The sequence below is a fragment of the Mesorhizobium sp. Primo-A genome, assembly GCF_003997175.1.
Classification (GTDB): domain Bacteria; phylum Pseudomonadota; class Alphaproteobacteria; order Rhizobiales; family Rhizobiaceae; genus Mesorhizobium; species Mesorhizobium ciceri.
In genome coordinates this window covers 175998-190046 of record NZ_RZTG01000010.1, presented here as the reverse complement: position 1 = coordinate 190046, position 14049 = coordinate 175998, and the positions used below count along the sequence as shown (strand labels likewise).

Here is a 14049-nt window from a genome sequence, read left to right as displayed (position 1 = left end):
AATAGAGAATTCGCGTAACGCAAAGTGCGTCTTTTACCTACCCAAGGCCGCATTTCAGGATTAACCATATGGCGATGGACGCGCGGGATTCGACCGGTACGGCTGGGCAGATGCCAGTGGTGGTTGCACGTTCGCATGACCGCCGCGCTGTGAGCCGTCTAAGAGCCACGCTGCGCCTGTCCGCCCTCTCCGTCCTCATCCTTGCAACTTTGTTTGCCGGCGGTTTCGGTTGGTTCGCCAACAAGGTCAGTCACCTGACGACGCCCGCCAATCCGGCCAGGGCAGACGCGATCATCGTCTTGACCGGCGGCCAGTCCCGCCTCGATGCCGCGATGGATCTGCTGGCGTCCGGCAAGGGCGAACGGCTGCTGATCAGCGGCGTGCATCCTTCGGCCAGCCGTCGCCAGCTGCAGGCGGCAACCGGCGGCGACAAGAATCTGTTCTCCTGTTGCGTCGACATCGACCGCGCCGCGCTCGACACGATCGGCAATGCCGAGGAAAGCGCCAAATGGGTCGAGAGCCACGCCTATGGCACGGTGATCCTCGTCACCAACAATTATCATATGCCGCGCAGCCTGCTGGAAATGGGCAGGCTGCTGCATGGCGCCAAGCTCGAGCCCTATCCGGTGGTCAATTCCAACCTCGACAATGGCGGCTGGCTGACCAAGCCGCGGGCATTGCGCGTGCTGTTCACCGAATACAACAAATATCTGCTTGCGCTGGCGCGCGGCATCGTGCCTGTCAAGCCGACGCCCAACGGCATCGCGCTGGCCGAAACCGCGGCCGGCGGCTGATTATTCCCCTGCGGCCGCGCCCGAATTTCCCCTGAGCCGTGCGATCTCCTGCTCAAGGCGTTCGATACGCTTGTCCCGCTCGCCGAGTGCCGCCGCGACGTCGGCTGCCTCGAACCGTTGTGGAATATGCTGCGGGCAATTGGCATCCCAGGCCGAGACCGTGAACAGGACGACCTGCTCGGCGCGCGCTCTGTAGCCTTGCGGCATCAGCTTCGCCATCAGTTCGGCATCGTTCTCGACGACGCGCGCGGTGCCCCAGAGCTTGATGCGCTGGCGGTGCATATAGTCGATCAGGAACAGGAACGCCCTTGGATTGTCGGCCAGATTGCCCTGCGTGATGAACTGCCGGTTGCCGGAAAAATCCGCGAAGCCGATCGTATGTTCATCCAGCACCTTGACGAAGCCGGCCGGCCCGCCGCGATGCTGGACATAGGGCTGCCCCTCGCGGTTGGCGGTCGACAGGAAGACGCTGGTCTGCATTTCGATGAAGGCGGCAAGGTCCGGGGTGATGCCGGCCTGCCAGCCGCCACGCTCCTCGACGCGGGCGTAGGACTGACGTGAGCCCTTGCGGGCCTGGATCGCCTTGACGGTCGGCGTGAAGGCGACGTCGCTGGTGAAAGCATGCGCGTTCATCGAAAGCTTCCTTGCGGCAAGATGCTAAAGTCCGAGCTCCGACAGTGTCGGGTGGTCGTCCGGCCGCCGGCCGAGCGGCCAGTGATACTTGCGATCTGCCTCGCTGATCGGCAGGTCGTTGATGCTGGCGATGCGCAGACGCATCAGCCCGTGTTCGTCGAATTCCCAGTTCTCGTTGCCGTAGCTGCGGAACCATGAACCGCTGTCGTCGTGCCATTCATAGGCGAAACGCACGGCGATGCGGTTGCCGTGGAAGGCCCAGACCTCCTTGATCAGCCGGTAGTCGAGCTCGCGGCTCCATTTGCGCGTCAGGAAGGCCTGGATGGCGTCGCGGCCTTGCAGGAATTCGGCGCGGTTGCGCCAGCGGCTGTCCTTTGTATAGGCGAGCGCGACCCGCGCTGGATCGCGTGAATTCCAGGCATCCTCGGCCATGCGCGCCTTCTGCGCTGCGGTCTCGGCGGTAAACGGCGGCAGCGGCGGGCGGGCTTCGGACATGGCAACTCCTGTGCGAGGCCATGCTGCAGGCAGGGCCGACAGACTGGAATATAAGCCTTCCATCATTCAAAGGCAGGTGGCATATTCGTAACTTGTCCTTCCATTTTTCGGAAGAAGCTATGGATCGTCTCGAGGCCATGTCGCTCTTTGTCGCCGCGGTGGACGCCGGCAGCCTTTCCGCGGCCAGCCGCCGTTTCGGCATTCCGCTGGCGACGGTCAGCCGCAAGATTTCCGATCTCGAGCGCCATCTGAACACACGCCTCCTGAATCGTTCGACGCGACGGCTGACACCGACCGATGCCGGCCAGGCCTATCTTGCCGCCTGCCGCCGCATCCTGGACGACGTCGGCGAGGCCGAACGCACGGCCGCCGGCGAATACAGTGTTCCGACCGGCGAACTGGCCATCACCGCGCCGGTCGTCTTTGGCCGCCTGCACGTGCTGCCGGTCGTCACCGGCTTTCTCGCCGCCTATCCCGACGTGGACATCCGCCTGACATTGGCCGATCGCATAACCCAGCTGGTCGAGGACCATTTCGATCTCGCCATCCGCATCGGCCGATTGCCCGATTCGAGCCTGGTCGCCATCGGCGTCGGCGCGATCCGCCGCGTCGTCTGCGCCAGCCCGGCCTATCTGGCCGAACACGGCACGCCAACGACCCCGGAGGATCTGGAAACACACGATTGCATCACCTTCGAGGGGCTCGCCTCCGCCGCCAGTTGGAGCTTCATCAAGGGCAAGGCCGAAATCCCGGTTCGGGTCCGCTCGCGGCTTCAGGTCAACACCGCCGAAGCGGCCATCGATGCCGCGATTGCCGGCGTCGGGCTGACGCGTGTGCTTTCCTACCAGATCGAAGCCGCGCTGCGGTCCGGCGCGCTGCGCGTCCTGCTGCAGGAATTCGAGCCGGCGCCATGGCCGGTAAGCCTGGTGCATGCGGGCCACGGCCTGCTGCCGGTCAAGCTGCGCGCCTTCCTCGATTTTGCCGCTCCGCGCCTGAAGGCGCGGCTGGCGCGGCTGATGTAGCGGAACCAGGCCAACCCATCGGTGGCCGTTCTTCGTCGCCACCCAAAGCGCCCTGCGGCCATTTCCTTTTTTCCCGCGCTTGGTGTAACCAACGCTCACCTCCTCACCGGGCTCCCCCAATGCTCTACATCAGATCGCTGACGTTCAATTTCGTCTTCTACGTCAACCTGATCGTCCAGATGATCCTCTGGACCCCCTACTATTTCCTGTCGCCCCGGCACCGCGCCTGGTTCGTGCCGAAATTCTGGTCGCGCACCTCGATGTGGCTTTACGAGAAGATCGCCGGAACGAAGAACGAGATCACCGGCCGGGAAAACCTGCCCGAAGGCTCCTTCATCCTGGCACCAAAGCATCAGTCGTTCTGGGACGCGATCGCCTTCTTCCCCTTCCTTCAGGACCCGCTCTACATCCTCAAGCGCGAGCTGACCTGGATCCCGTTCTTCGGCTGGTACATCATGAAGATGCGCATGATCCCGGTTCATCGCGGCAGCCGTTCGAAGGCACTGAAGGCCGTGGTCGCCGCGACCAAGGAAGAGATGGCGCGCAACCCTCGCCAGCTCATCATCTACCCCGAAGGGACAAGACGCGCGCCGGGCGACGAACCGGCCTACAAATACGGCATCGTCGAAATCTACACGCAGCTTGGTGTTCCGGTGGTGCCGGTTGCCCATGTCGCCGGCCTCTATTGGCCGCGCCGCAAATTCCTGCGCTATCCCGGCACCATCAAGGCGCGTTTCCTGCCGCCGATTCCACCGGGACTGAGCAAGGACGAATTCATGGCCCGGCTGATCGGCGAGACCGAAGCTGCCTGCGACCAGTTCCTGATGGATGCGGCGCGCGGCCCGAACCCGCCTGCCTTGCCGCCGACAGCGGTGAAAAGGCTGCAAGAGCTGGACAACGCCGCAAGAACCAAAGTCTGAACCGGAAGTCTCCGGCCGGCAGTTCTCAGCCGAACACCGCCAGCGCGGTGGTCAACACCAGCGTCACGGCAAAGATCAGATTGATGATCCGCGAGGCCGCCGGCCGGCGCAGGAAGCGCGCGAACCCAGCCCCCGCGACAAGCCACAGAGCGTGGATGGCAACGATCATCAGGGCGAGAACCGCCAGCTTCAGCCATAGACCAGGCTCAGTGGCGCCCTGTTTGGACGAAGCACCGGCGAACACGGCGGCGATCGCCACATAGGCCTTTGGATTGGCGACCGCGAGAAGAAATCCAGCCAGCCATGTGGGACGCGAAGTCTCGGCGGCGCGGGCGGCCAGCGGCGGCGCCGTAGCGATCTTGAAGGCGAGATAGAGGATGTAGGCCGCGGAGGCCAAAGCCAGCAACGGCGCCAGCTTCGGCATCGAGGTGAGCACTGCCATGACCCCGGTCGCGACAACCAAAAGCACGGCGATCGTGCCCAGGATGATTCCCCAGGCATAGCCCAGGGAATGGCGCAAACCGAAGGCGGCACCAACGGCGGTGACGCTTATCGTTGCCGGCCCCGGGCTGCCCATGACGACGGCGGAGGCAAGCACGAGCGCGCACAACTGGCGCCAAAGATCCGGCTGCAAAAGAAGCGGCTCAGTCATCTCACCCTCTGTCTTGCCCCGTGCGAAGGAGGCTATGGCAAGACAAGAGGGTCGTCTTGGACGTTCGTGCGAGGAGCGGCCGCCGAAACTTCAGTCGCTCGCCCTGTCGAGTTCGGCCATGTCGGCGGCGCTCAGCTTCAGCGACGCCGCCTTGATCAGGCTGTCCATCTGCTCGGGCTTGGTGGCGCTGGCTATCGGCGCGGTGACGCCCGGCCGAGCGATCACCCAGGCAAGCGCGACTTCCGCCTGCTTGGCCGAATGCCTTGATGACACCGCGTCGAGTGCCGCAAGGATGCGCATGCCGCGCCCATTGAGATAGTCCTTCACGCCGCCGCCACGCGGGCTTTGGCCGAGATCGGCCTCGCTGCGGTATTTGCCGCTGAGGAAACCTTTGGCCAGGCTGAAATAGGTGATGACGCCGATGTCCTCGGCCACGCACAGATCGCGCAACGGCCCGTCAAAGGATGAGCGATCGTAGAGATTGTATTCCGGCTGCAGCACCTCGTAGCGCGGCAGACTGCGCAGGCTCGCCACATCGAGTGCCGCACGCAACTGGCCGGCGTCGAGGTTAGAGCACCCGGCATAGCGAATCTTGCCCTTGGCGAGCAGCTTCTCGTAGGCGCCAAGCGTTTCCTCATAGGGCGTCGCAGGATCCGGCCAATGCGACAGATAGAGATCGATGAATTCGGTCTGCAGCCGCTTCAACGATGCGTCGACGGCCTTTTCGATGTAGGCGGCGGACAGGTCCTTGTGCCCCTGTCCCATATCCGAACCGACCTTGGTGATCACCACGACCTTGTCGCGATTGCCACGGTCTTTCATCCATTTACCGATGATGGTTTCCGATTCGCCGCCCTTGTGGCCTGGAACCCAGCGCGAATAGGCGTCCGCCGTATCGATGGCGTTGAGGCCGGCGCCGACGAAGCGGTCGAGCAGGTCGAACGAGGTTTTCTCGTCGGCAGTCCAGCCGAAGACGTTGCCGCCCAGAACCAGCGGCGCGATGGACAAGTCGGTGCGACCGAGACGACGTTTCTGCAAGGCGGATCTCCGGGATGATTGGGCGGGCAAATGGCGCCCGCGGTCTGAGGGTTGGAGCCTAACCTAGGTCTTGCCTGAACGAGGTCAAAGGCCTGACGGCCTTTTTCCGCAGAGCCAGCTTCACAAAGGCGCGACCTGCAGCGCCACCTCTTCCAGCCAATGATCGCGAATGCCCAGCGCCTCGAGATGCTCCAGCGTGCTCAGCACATAGTCCTCGTTGTTGCCGGACTGGCCGACCGCACCGCGCACCACGGCCGCCGCATCTGCAGCGTCGAGCGCTCCGGCATATTGCTCGTGCTGGCGGTCGACAATGTAAACCACCGCGTCGACCGTACCGCCGCCGTCGAGGCGAACCTTGAGCAGACGCTCCAGATAGACATTGGTGACCAGCTCGCGCTCGCGCAGATAGGCCATAACCTCGTCGCGCAAGTCGCCGGGGACGCGGAATGCGAGGCCGACGCAGGACCCGCCACGATCGAGGCCGAGCACCAGCCCCGGCCGCTCGCGCGTGCCGCGATGCACGAAGGAATAGACGCAGAGCGAGCGCCGGTAGCCATGCAGGCGGGCACGCTGTGTTTCGACATGCGCGAATCCCGGCCGCCAGATCAGCGAGCCATAGCCAAACACCCAAAAATCGCCCATATCGCCGCGCCTGATTGCAAAAGATGCCAACACCGCACCCGGACCGGTGTTTTTTCCGCCCGTCCCGTCTAACTATTCGTCTGTCCACCTGGCGGAATCGACTACCCGTCCGCAATACCCATGCGTTAACGAGAGCCAAAGCATGACGTCAAGTGACGAACGCCAGCCGAACAAACGTCGCCGCCTGATCTGGCTTGCAGCATTCATCGTCGTGCTGTTCGCCCTCTACAGCGGCGGCTGGTTCTATCTGGCTGACCGCGTCAGGAGCGAGGCCGACAAGGCGGTTGCCACGCTCAACAAGAATGGCGTCGAGGCCGGCTGCGCCAATCTCCAGGTCAGCGGCTATCCCTTGAGCTTTACCGTCTCCTGCGACAACCTCGCCTATGAGGACGATGCCAAGAACATTGCGGCCTCAGCCGGCAGTTTCAACGCAGCCGCCCAGATCATCCAGCCTCTGTCGCCGGTTGCCAATCTGCGCGGCCCGCTCAGGACCTCCGTGCCGGACATGGTGCCGCTGTGGATCGACTGGGACAATCTGCAGGCCAATTTCAAATTGTGGTGGCCGCTGCCGCGGCGGATTTCGCTGGAGGCAGAGGGCCTTTCCGGCCAGACCGATCCGGCCGACGATACCGATCCGGTGCAACTGTTCAGTGCCGGCAAGGCATCAGGTCAGTTGCAGCCCAACGGCGAGGATATCGACTATCTCGGCAGTTTCGGCGATCTCGAGGTCGACCCCGACGCACTTGGCGGGCGCGTGCTTCCGGCGCTCGATGCCAGCGGCGACGTGACATTGAAGAACGGCGTCGCACTGATCGGCACGCGGGTGAAGAGCCTTCGTGGCCAGGCGATCGAAATCCGCAACCTTGATCTGTCGTCGGGGACGGCGCGCATCACCGTTTCGGGACCGCTCTCGGTCGATGCCGAGGGCCTGGTCAACGCCGACCTGATGATCAGGTTGAAGGACCCGAAGGCGGTGGCGGCCATCCTCGGCACCGCCATACCCGAGCAGAAAAGCCAGATCGAGCAGGGTTTTTCTGCCCTGGCGGTGCTCGGCAACGAACCGTCCATGCCGCTGAAGGTGGTCAGGGGCAAGGCCTCGCTCGGCTTCATTCCGCTGGGCAAGATCAAGCCGGTCGAATAGCTCAGCCATGGCAAAACCCGTGAAGCTGCTGAGCGTTGGCGCTTTGACGCTGGACACCATCCTGCACGTCGAGACGCTGCCCATGCATCAGGGCAAGTTCATGGCCTCCGACGGCGTCCAGATCGCCTCGGGCATGGCCACCAGCGCCGCCTGCGCTGCCCATCGCCTGGGCGCCGAAGTATCGCTGTGGGCGAGTGCCGGCGACGATGCCGTCGCCGACCAGCTCATCGCCGGCATAGAGGCCGAAGGCGTCGATTGCACCTTCGTGCGGCGCGTCAGAGGTGCCCGCTCGGCGCTGGCCTCCATCCTGGTCGACGCGCATGGCGAGCGCATCATCGTGCCGTTCTATGACAGGCTTGCCCAGGCCGATCCCGACGTCCTGCCGGTCGCCGACCTCATGGCATTCGATGCCGTTCTGGTCGATGTCCGCTGGCCGGGTGCGGCGGCACTCGCCCTGAAGGCGGCGCGCGCCATCGGCCGTCCGGCGATCCTCGATGCCGACACCGCGCCGCTGGAGGTCCTTGAGCAGTTGTTGCCGCTCGCTACGCACATCATCGCTTCGGAGCCGGCAGCGCGCATCGTCTGCGGCCAGGCGCTCGATCCGAAAACGGCTTGCGCCGATCTCGCCAGCCGCAGCGACGCTTTTGTCGCAGTGACAGGCGGCGCGGCGGGCAGTTGGTGGCACGACCGTCGCGCTGGCTGCGTGCGCCATGTCGCGGCGCCGAAAATCAAGGCGGTCGACACGCTCGCCGCCGGCGATGTCTTTCACGGCGCCTTCGCCGTCGGGCTGGCGGAAGCCATGCCGGTCGAGCAGGCTTTGCGGTTTGCCAGTGCGGCCGCGGCGCTCAAATGCCTGCGCTTCGGCGGCAGGCTTGGCGCGCCGAACCGAGCCGAGACGCTGGCCATGGTTGCGCAGACCTGGCCTGCCTGAGACAGACCTAGCCCTTCGCGGGGTGCTCGACCGCCTGACGGCCGAAATCGGGAACGTCGATGTCCTGGCCGGCTTCGATGATCGAGCGGCGCACGGCGCGGGTGCGGGTGAACAGGTCGAAGAGTTTTTCGCCGTCGCCCCAGCGGATTGCGCGCTGCAGCGACGCCAGATCCTCCGAGAACCGCGCCAGCATTTCGAGGATGGCGTCCTTGTTGTGCAGACAGACATCCCGCCACATGGTCGGATCGGAGGCGGCAAGGCGGGTGAAGTCGCGGAAGCCGGAAGCCGAATATTTGATCACTTCGGATTTGGTCACCGACTGCAGATCATCGGCGGTGCCGACGATGTTGTAGGCGATGATGTGCGGCAGATGCGAGACGATGGCCAGCGTCATATCGTGATGCTGGGGATCCATCGTGTCGATGTTGGCGCCGCAGCGCCGCCAGAACTCCGACAGCCTCTCCAACGCGTCCGGGTCGGTGTCGGGCAGCGGCGTGAAGATGCACCAGCGATTGTCGAACAGGTCGGCGAAACCGGCGTCGGGGCCGGATTTTTCTGTGCCCGCCAGCGGGTGGCCGGGAATGAAATGGACACCTTCAGGCACATAAGGCTGCATTTGCGCAATGACAGACGCCTTGGTCGAGCCGACATCGGTGAGGATCGCGCCCGGCTTCAGCGCCGGCGCGATTTCCTCGGCAACCGTGCCGGACGAGCCGACCGGCACCGAAATGATGACCAGGTCGGCATCGCGGACAGCTTCTCTCGCATCGGTGCTATAGCTATCGCCCAGCCCAAGCTCCTCGGCCCGTGCCAGCGTCGCCGCACTGCGGGTCGAGATGGATACGTGGCGGGCGAGGCCCTCGCGGCGGATGACGCGGGCCAGCGACGAGCCGATCAGGCCGATGCCGACCAGCGCGATCTTTTCAAACATCGGTGATGTCATGGTTTCTAGCTTTTCAGGAATGTCGTGAGAGCGGCGACAACGCCGCGATTGGCCTGTTCGGTACCGACGGTCATGCGCAGCGCGTTGGGAAAGCCATAGCCCGAAACGCGCCGCAATATATAGCCGCGCGCCGTCAGATAGTCGTCCGCCGCCGCTGCCGAATGTTTCTGGTCCTCTGGAAAATGAATGAGGATGAAATTGCCGACGCTGGGCGTCACCCGCAATCCAAGCTTTGTGAATTCCTCACTCAGCCAGGCCAGCCAGGTCTCGTTGTGCGCCACGCTGCGCTCGACATGGGCGCGATCGCGAATGGCGGCGATGCCGGCCTCGATCGCCGTCGCATTGACGTTGAAGGGGCCGCGCACGCGGTTGATGGCGTCGACGATGTGCATCGGCCCGTACATCCAGCCGATCCGCGCCCCGCCAAGGCCGATCTTGGAGAAGGTCCGGGTCATCACCACGTTCTCTGCGCTGCCGACCAGTTCGATGCCGGCCTCATAGTCGTTGCGGCGGACATATTCGGCATAGGCCGCGTCGAGCACCAGAAGCACGTGCCTGGGCAGACCGGCATGCAGCCGCCGCACCTCCTGGAACGGCACATAAGTGCCGGTCGGGTTGTTGGGATTGGCGAGGAACACGATCTTGGTGCGCCGCGTGACGGCGGCCAGGATGGCGTCGATATCGGCGCGCTCGTCTGTTTCCTTGATCGTCACCGGAACGGCGCCCGCCGACTGGATGTAGATCTTGTAGACCATGAAGGCGTGTTCGGTGATGACGGCCTCGTCGCCGGGCGCCAGATAGGTCTGCGCCAGCAGGCCGAGGATCTCGTCGGAGCCGTTGGAGCAGATGATGTTCTGCGGGTTGAGGCCATGCACCTCGGCGATCGCTTCGCGCAGCCGCCTGGCGGTGCCGTCGGGATAGATGTCGAGCTTGCCGGCAATCTCGCGCGCGGCTTCGATCGCCTTCGGCGAGGGCCCGAGCGGGTTCTCGTTGGAGGACAGCTTGTGGACCTTGGCGACGCCGGCAGGCGCCGTGCTCTTGCCCGGCACATAGGCGTCTATGTCCATGATGCCCGCGCGCGGGGTTGGACGTGCCTGGTCCGGTGTCTGGCTCATGTCGCAAAATCCGTCGAGAACGCTTCCTGAGGGAAGCCGCAGCGGAAATACAAGCCGTGGCCTGCAATGTCGAGAGGCGACAGCCTCCCGCCCAAGGCAGGCCGTTGACGCCGGCGCGCCACAGCCCTAGAAGGGGAGCGAACTTCCGTGGTGATTTGGCCGGTCGGCTTGCAGCCACGTTAAACAACTTGCTAAAGGGCCGTTTGCATCCTGTAACCGGCTTTGCGACCGCAATGCCGGTTTTTTGTTGTCCGCGCCGGCCGGACACCCGTATCGGCATCGACTTTCGACGAGTGCGATGCGTGGGCTCAAAGTGTGAGATGGATGTCATGGCCGTTCTGCGTGCCCGCAAAACCAACAACGAGGTCGACCAACCGTCGAGCCCGGTTTTGCGTTTTGGATCCGACAAGCCGCTCAAGCTGGACGCCGGCACGCTGCTGTCACCGTTCCAGATCGCCTACCAGACCTATGGCACGCTGAACGATGCCCGCTCCAACGCCATCCTCGTCTGCCATGCGCTGACCGGAGACCAGCACGTCGCCAGCACCAATCCGGTGACCGGCAAGCCTGGCTGGTGGGAAGTGCTGATCGGCCCCGGCAAGATCATCGACACCAATCGTTTCTTCGTCATCTGCTCCAACGTCATCGGCGGTTGCCTTGGCTCCACCGGCCCGGCTTCGACCAATCCGGCCACCGGCAAGCCGTATGGGCTCGACCTGCCGATCATCACCATCCGCGACATGGTGCGGGCGCAGCAAATGCTGATCGACCATTTCGGCATCGAGAAACTGTTTTGCGTGCTCGGCGGCTCGATGGGCGGCATGCAGGTGCTGGAATGGGCGTCGAGCTATCCGGAGCGCGTCTTCTCGGCGCTGCCGATCGCCACCGGCGCGCGCCATTCCTCGCAGAACATCGCCTTTCATGAGGTTGGCCGGCAGGCTGTCATGGCCGATCCGGACTGGCATGGCGGCAAATATTTCGAGCACGGCAAACGCCCGGAAAAGGGCCTGGCGGTAGCGCGCATGGCCGCCCACATCACTTACCTGTCGGAAGCCGCCCTGCACCGCAAGTTCGGCCGCAATCTGCAGGATCGCGAAGCGCTGACCTTCGGCTTCGACGCCGACTTCCAGATCGAAAGCTATCTTCGGCACCAGGGCATGACCTTCGTCGATCGCTTCGACGCCAATTCCTACCTCTACATGACGCGGTCGATGGACTATTTCGACCTCGCCGCAGACCATGGCGGCCGGTTGGCCGATGCCTTCGCCGGCACGAAAACCCGCTTCTGCTTGGTGTCGTTCACCTCGGATTGGCTGTTCCCGACCGAGGAGAGCCGCTCGATCGTGCATGCGCTCAACGCCGCCGGCGCATCGGTATCCTTCGTCGAGATCGAGACCGACCGTGGCCACGACGCATTCCTGCTCGACGAGCCGGAACTGTTTGCCGCGATAAACGGCTTCATCGGCTCGGCGGCCCGAGCGAGAGGGCTGAGCGCATGACCCGGAAAAATTGCAGGCTTTTCGGATCGGGATCATGCGCCAGGCGGGAGGCGAAGCCATGAGCGTCAACCGCGACCAGCGCGTCGACCTCGAAGTCGTCGCCAACCTCATCCCGCCACAGTCGCGCGTGCTCGATGTCGGCTCGGGCGACGGCTCGCTGCTCGAACTGCTGCAGGACACCAAGCAGGTCGACGGCCGCGGACTCGAGCTGTCGCAGCGCGGCGTCAACGAATGTGTGGCGCGCGGCCTCTCGGTCATCCAGGGCGACGCTGACAAGGATCTCGAATTCTATCCCGACAAGGGCTTTGACTTCGTCGTCCTGTCGCAGACGCTGCAGGCCACCCGCAACCCGAAGCTGGTGCTCGACGAACTGCTCAGGATCGGCAACCGCGCCATCGTCTCCTTCCCCAATTTCGGCCATTGGCGTGTGCGCCTGTCGCTGTTCCTCAACGGCCGCATGCCGGTGACCAAGGACCTGCCCTATTCCTGGTACGACACGCCCAACATCCACTTCTGCACCATCCGCGATTTCGTCAATCTGTGCGACGAACTCGGCGCGACAGTCGAGAAGGCAACCGCCCTCGACGCCGCCGGCCAGAAGATCGGCTTGTCGATGCCGTGGTGGTTCTGGAATTTCTTCGGCCAGCAGGCAGTGTTCTTGCTGAAACGGTAATTTCCTCACCGATCAAAGACCCGACTCGCCAAGCAACAGTGTGTTTGGCGCCGAGCAAAGTCGCCCTGTATGACGATCGCGAACCAGTGTAAATGGCGTCGACTGTTTGACAGCGGGCTAGTGCGGCTATAGCCACACTGACGGCTCGGGGGGGCAAAAAATGGTCGAAGAACGCGCAACTTATTCACTCGTCGTCGAAATGGAGAATGCAAAATCGATCGACTGGGGCGAGATCGGCGTTGGGATGAAGGCCTTGGCTCGGGAAATCTCATCGGTTTCAGCAACCGGTTCAGCGCGACCAAGGATCGTCATCTCTCACGGCGGAGCAGAGTCGGACAAAGAGGCGTTGCGTCGTGAGATTTCGAATGAGGCCCCGCAGCTCGGTCAGGTTGCCGAACTCGTCTTCACAGCTTTCCCTGGCGGCCGATATTACGACCTGAAGAACAACGGTATGCTGGCATCGGACGGAGATATCGTCATCTTTCTGGATTCCGACGTGGTCGCGGAACCAGGATGGCTATCAGGACTGCTTGAACCCTTTGAAAACTCTGAAGTTATCTGCGCAAACGGATATACATACCTTTCATACGACGACTTCTTTTCAAGAACCTTTGCGTTGATCTGGTTTTTCCCGATGGCCCGTGGTGACGGGCGATTTGCCTCGAAGCGAGCGATCAACGCCAACAATGTAGCGTTTCGACGCGAGTGGATCCTCAGCCACCCTTTTCCAAAACATAACGGCTTCAAGGTTTCCTGCACTTTGCTGATGCGCGAACTGCTGCGGGAAGGCCACAAAATTCATAATGTCAACGCACGCGTTTATCACTATTCGCCGCGGGGCTGGCGGTTCTTTTACTGGCGCGCCCTGGTTACAGGTCGCGACGCCGACCGGAAGTTCGTTGCGCTCAATTCGCCGAGCCGCACGCGACGGATAGTCAAGTCCTTCAGCCGGTGGCTCACCATGTCATGGCGCACGACACGACGGATCGTAGGCCATGCCCGGGAAACCGGGATGCCGCTTTGGCAGGTTCCCTTTTCTCTGATTGTCGGTCAGGCATTTTATGGTTTGGCGTTTTGGGGCCAGTTCAGTTTCGCAACTGGCATGGTTCGCGACAAAATCGAAACGGTGCCAGACTATGTTGGGCATAGCTAGACGCTGTACCGCCATTCCTTGAACCGCAGTTCAGCGTCCAATTGATCCTTGATCCGGCGATTGCTCCAGAACATCCGTGGCCTTGTGCGGATGTTCGACGCCGTCGACGAACACCACATCGGCCTCCGAATTGTCCGTGCGCAGCGCCAGTATCGCTTGGTAGGCCGGCGAATTGTACCAGCCATGCACATGCTGCCTGTCGGGAAATTCTATGATGATCAGATGGCCAGGCCAGTCGTTCTCGATCACCTCCACATCGCCGCCATGGACCAGAAAACGGCCGCCGAAAGGTTCCAGCGTGGCATCTATCCTATGCAGATATTCGACGATCTGCGGACCCATTGTGGCTTGGCGCATATGGGCGACGGCGTAAGCGGCCATGACTGAACTCCCTTGTC

General features: G+C 63.0%; 16 protein-coding genes and 1 riboswitch. Of the genes, 8 read left to right on the top strand and 8 right to left on the bottom strand.

Annotated elements, in window-relative coordinates; translation table 11 throughout:
- The first annotated feature begins 68 nt into the window (after positions 1-68).
- The gene (locus tag EOC83_RS19860) at positions 69-794 is read left to right on the top strand and encodes a YdcF family protein (RefSeq protein WP_024503762.1); all 726 of its coding nucleotides are present in this window, start codon (positions 69-71) and stop codon (positions 792-794) included.
- Here the strand turns inward: EOC83_RS19860 and EOC83_RS19855 are convergent, their stop codons facing one another.
- Together EOC83_RS19855 and EOC83_RS19850 are read right to left on the bottom strand one after the other, a co-directional pair.
- Positions 795-1427 (bottom strand): pyridoxamine 5'-phosphate oxidase family protein, encoded by a 633-nt coding sequence (locus EOC83_RS19855; RefSeq protein WP_063169092.1) that lies wholly within the window; start codon positions 1425-1427, stop codon positions 795-797.
- Between the two features lie 24 nt (positions 1428-1451).
- On the bottom strand, positions 1452-1922 hold the full coding sequence (locus EOC83_RS19850; RefSeq protein WP_063169093.1) for a DUF1348 family protein: 471 nt from the start codon (positions 1920-1922) through the stop codon (positions 1452-1454).
- A gap of 119 nt (positions 1923-2041) precedes the next feature.
- On the opposite strand from EOC83_RS19850, the gene EOC83_RS19845 reads away from it, so the two are divergent.
- Both EOC83_RS19845 and EOC83_RS19840 read left to right on the top strand, forming a co-directional pair.
- Positions 2042-2944: a LysR family transcriptional regulator gene (locus EOC83_RS19845; RefSeq protein ID WP_063169094.1), complete on the top strand. Its 903-nt coding sequence runs from the start codon at positions 2042-2044 to the stop codon at positions 2942-2944.
- A gap of 119 nt (positions 2945-3063) precedes the next feature.
- Positions 3064-3864 carry a 1-acyl-sn-glycerol-3-phosphate acyltransferase gene (locus tag EOC83_RS19840; RefSeq protein ID WP_013529394.1) on the top strand — a complete coding sequence of 267 codons (801 nt, stop codon included), beginning with the start codon at positions 3064-3066 and terminating at the stop codon, positions 3862-3864.
- A gap of 25 nt (positions 3865-3889) precedes the next feature.
- Here the strand turns inward: EOC83_RS19840 and EOC83_RS19835 are convergent, their stop codons facing one another.
- The 3 genes from EOC83_RS19835 to EOC83_RS19825 all read right to left on the bottom strand — a co-directional run bounded on the left by EOC83_RS19835 (position 3890) and on the right by EOC83_RS19825 (position 6196).
- Positions 3890-4516, bottom strand: coding sequence for a LysE family translocator (locus tag EOC83_RS19835; protein ID WP_063169095.1), 627 nt, complete (start codon positions 4514-4516; stop codon positions 3890-3892).
- Positions 4517-4606: 90 nt separating this feature from the next.
- Complete coding sequence (locus EOC83_RS19830) at positions 4607-5554, bottom strand: aldo/keto reductase (RefSeq protein ID WP_063169096.1); 948 nt, start codon at positions 5552-5554, stop codon at positions 4607-4609.
- Between the two features lie 120 nt (positions 5555-5674).
- Entirely contained in the window at positions 5675-6196 is a 522-nt protein-coding gene (locus EOC83_RS19825; RefSeq protein ID WP_013529391.1) for a gamma-glutamylcyclotransferase, read from the bottom strand.
- A 142-nt stretch (positions 6197-6338) separates the two neighbouring features.
- Here EOC83_RS19825 and EOC83_RS19820 point away from each other — a divergent pair, with 142 nt between their 5' ends.
- Together EOC83_RS19820 and EOC83_RS19815 are read left to right on the top strand one after the other, a co-directional pair.
- Positions 6339-7337, top strand: coding sequence for a DUF2125 domain-containing protein (locus EOC83_RS19820; protein WP_063169097.1), 999 nt, complete (start codon positions 6339-6341; stop codon positions 7335-7337).
- A gap of 7 nt (positions 7338-7344) precedes the next feature.
- Positions 7345-8268 carry a sugar kinase gene (locus tag EOC83_RS19815; RefSeq protein ID WP_063169098.1) on the top strand — a complete coding sequence of 308 codons (924 nt, stop codon included), beginning with the start codon at positions 7345-7347 and terminating at the stop codon, positions 8266-8268.
- Between the two features lie 7 nt (positions 8269-8275).
- Here the strand turns inward: EOC83_RS19815 and EOC83_RS19810 are convergent, their stop codons facing one another.
- The gene (locus EOC83_RS19810) at positions 8276-9211 is read right to left on the bottom strand and encodes a prephenate/arogenate dehydrogenase family protein (RefSeq protein ID WP_027162911.1); all 936 of its coding nucleotides are present in this window, start codon (positions 9209-9211) and stop codon (positions 8276-8278) included.
- A 5-nt stretch (positions 9212-9216) separates the two neighbouring features.
- The gene (hisC, locus tag EOC83_RS19805; protein WP_063169099.1) at positions 9217-10326 is read right to left on the bottom strand and encodes a histidinol-phosphate transaminase; all 1110 of its coding nucleotides are present in this window, start codon (positions 10324-10326) and stop codon (positions 9217-9219) included.
- 137 nt (positions 10327-10463) lie between these two features.
- A riboswitch (SAM riboswitch) is annotated at positions 10464-10541 on the top strand.
- Positions 10542-10655: 114 nt separating this feature from the next.
- Here hisC and EOC83_RS19800 point away from each other — a divergent pair.
- The 3 genes from EOC83_RS19800 to EOC83_RS19790 all read left to right on the top strand — a co-directional run bounded on the left by EOC83_RS19800 (position 10656) and on the right by EOC83_RS19790 (position 13651).
- Entirely contained in the window at positions 10656-11825 is a 1170-nt protein-coding gene (locus EOC83_RS19800) for a homoserine O-acetyltransferase (RefSeq protein ID WP_013529386.1), read from the top strand.
- Between the two features lie 58 nt (positions 11826-11883).
- Positions 11884-12498, top strand: a complete 615-nt coding sequence (metW, locus tag EOC83_RS19795) for a methionine biosynthesis protein MetW (protein WP_013529385.1) — start codon at positions 11884-11886, stop codon at positions 12496-12498.
- Positions 12499-12658: 160 nt separating this feature from the next.
- Positions 12659-13651, top strand: a complete 993-nt coding sequence (locus tag EOC83_RS19790; protein ID WP_063169100.1) for a glycosyltransferase — start codon at positions 12659-12661, stop codon at positions 13649-13651.
- 30 nt (positions 13652-13681) lie between these two features.
- Here EOC83_RS19790 and EOC83_RS19785 read toward each other — a convergent pair whose 3' ends face one another.
- Positions 13682-14032, bottom strand: a complete 351-nt coding sequence (locus EOC83_RS19785) for a DUF1330 domain-containing protein (protein ID WP_013529383.1) — start codon at positions 14030-14032, stop codon at positions 13682-13684.
- Positions 14033-14049: the final 17 nt, after the last annotated feature.

Bases quoted from the DNA above. Each gene is read 5' to 3' on its own strand.
- metW (WP_013529385.1), top strand. From the start codon at position 11,884: ATGAGCGTCAACCGCGACCAGCGCGTCGACCTCGAAGTCGTCGCCAAC.
- EOC83_RS19840 (WP_013529394.1), top strand. From the start codon at position 3,064: ATGCTCTACATCAGATCGCTGACGTTCAATTTCGTCTTCTACGTCAAC.
- EOC83_RS19855 (WP_063169092.1), bottom strand. From the start codon at position 1,427: ATGAACGCGCATGCTTTCACCAGCGACGTCGCCTTCACGCCGACCGTC.
- EOC83_RS19850 (WP_063169093.1), bottom strand. From the start codon at position 1,922: ATGTCCGAAGCCCGCCCGCCGCTGCCGCCGTTTACCGCCGAGACCGCA.
- EOC83_RS19815 (WP_063169098.1), top strand. From the start codon at position 7,345: ATGGCAAAACCCGTGAAGCTGCTGAGCGTTGGCGCTTTGACGCTGGAC.
- EOC83_RS19860 (WP_024503762.1), top strand. From the start codon at position 69: ATGGCGATGGACGCGCGGGATTCGACCGGTACGGCTGGGCAGATGCCA.
- EOC83_RS19810 (WP_027162911.1), bottom strand. From the start codon at position 9,211: ATGACATCACCGATGTTTGAAAAGATCGCGCTGGTCGGCATCGGCCTG.
- EOC83_RS19820 (WP_063169097.1), top strand. From the start codon at position 6,339: ATGACGTCAAGTGACGAACGCCAGCCGAACAAACGTCGCCGCCTGATC.
- EOC83_RS19785 (WP_013529383.1), bottom strand. From the start codon at position 14,032: ATGGCCGCTTACGCCGTCGCCCATATGCGCCAAGCCACAATGGGTCCG.
- EOC83_RS19790 (WP_063169100.1), top strand. From the start codon at position 12,659: ATGGTCGAAGAACGCGCAACTTATTCACTCGTCGTCGAAATGGAGAAT.
- EOC83_RS19825 (WP_013529391.1), bottom strand. From the start codon at position 6,196: ATGGGCGATTTTTGGGTGTTTGGCTATGGCTCGCTGATCTGGCGGCCG.
- EOC83_RS19845 (WP_063169094.1), top strand. From the start codon at position 2,042: ATGGATCGTCTCGAGGCCATGTCGCTCTTTGTCGCCGCGGTGGACGCC.
- hisC (WP_063169099.1), bottom strand. From the start codon at position 10,326: ATGAGCCAGACACCGGACCAGGCACGTCCAACCCCGCGCGCGGGCATC.
- EOC83_RS19800 (WP_013529386.1), top strand. From the start codon at position 10,656: ATGGCCGTTCTGCGTGCCCGCAAAACCAACAACGAGGTCGACCAACCG.
- EOC83_RS19835 (WP_063169095.1), bottom strand. From the start codon at position 4,516: ATGACTGAGCCGCTTCTTTTGCAGCCGGATCTTTGGCGCCAGTTGTGC.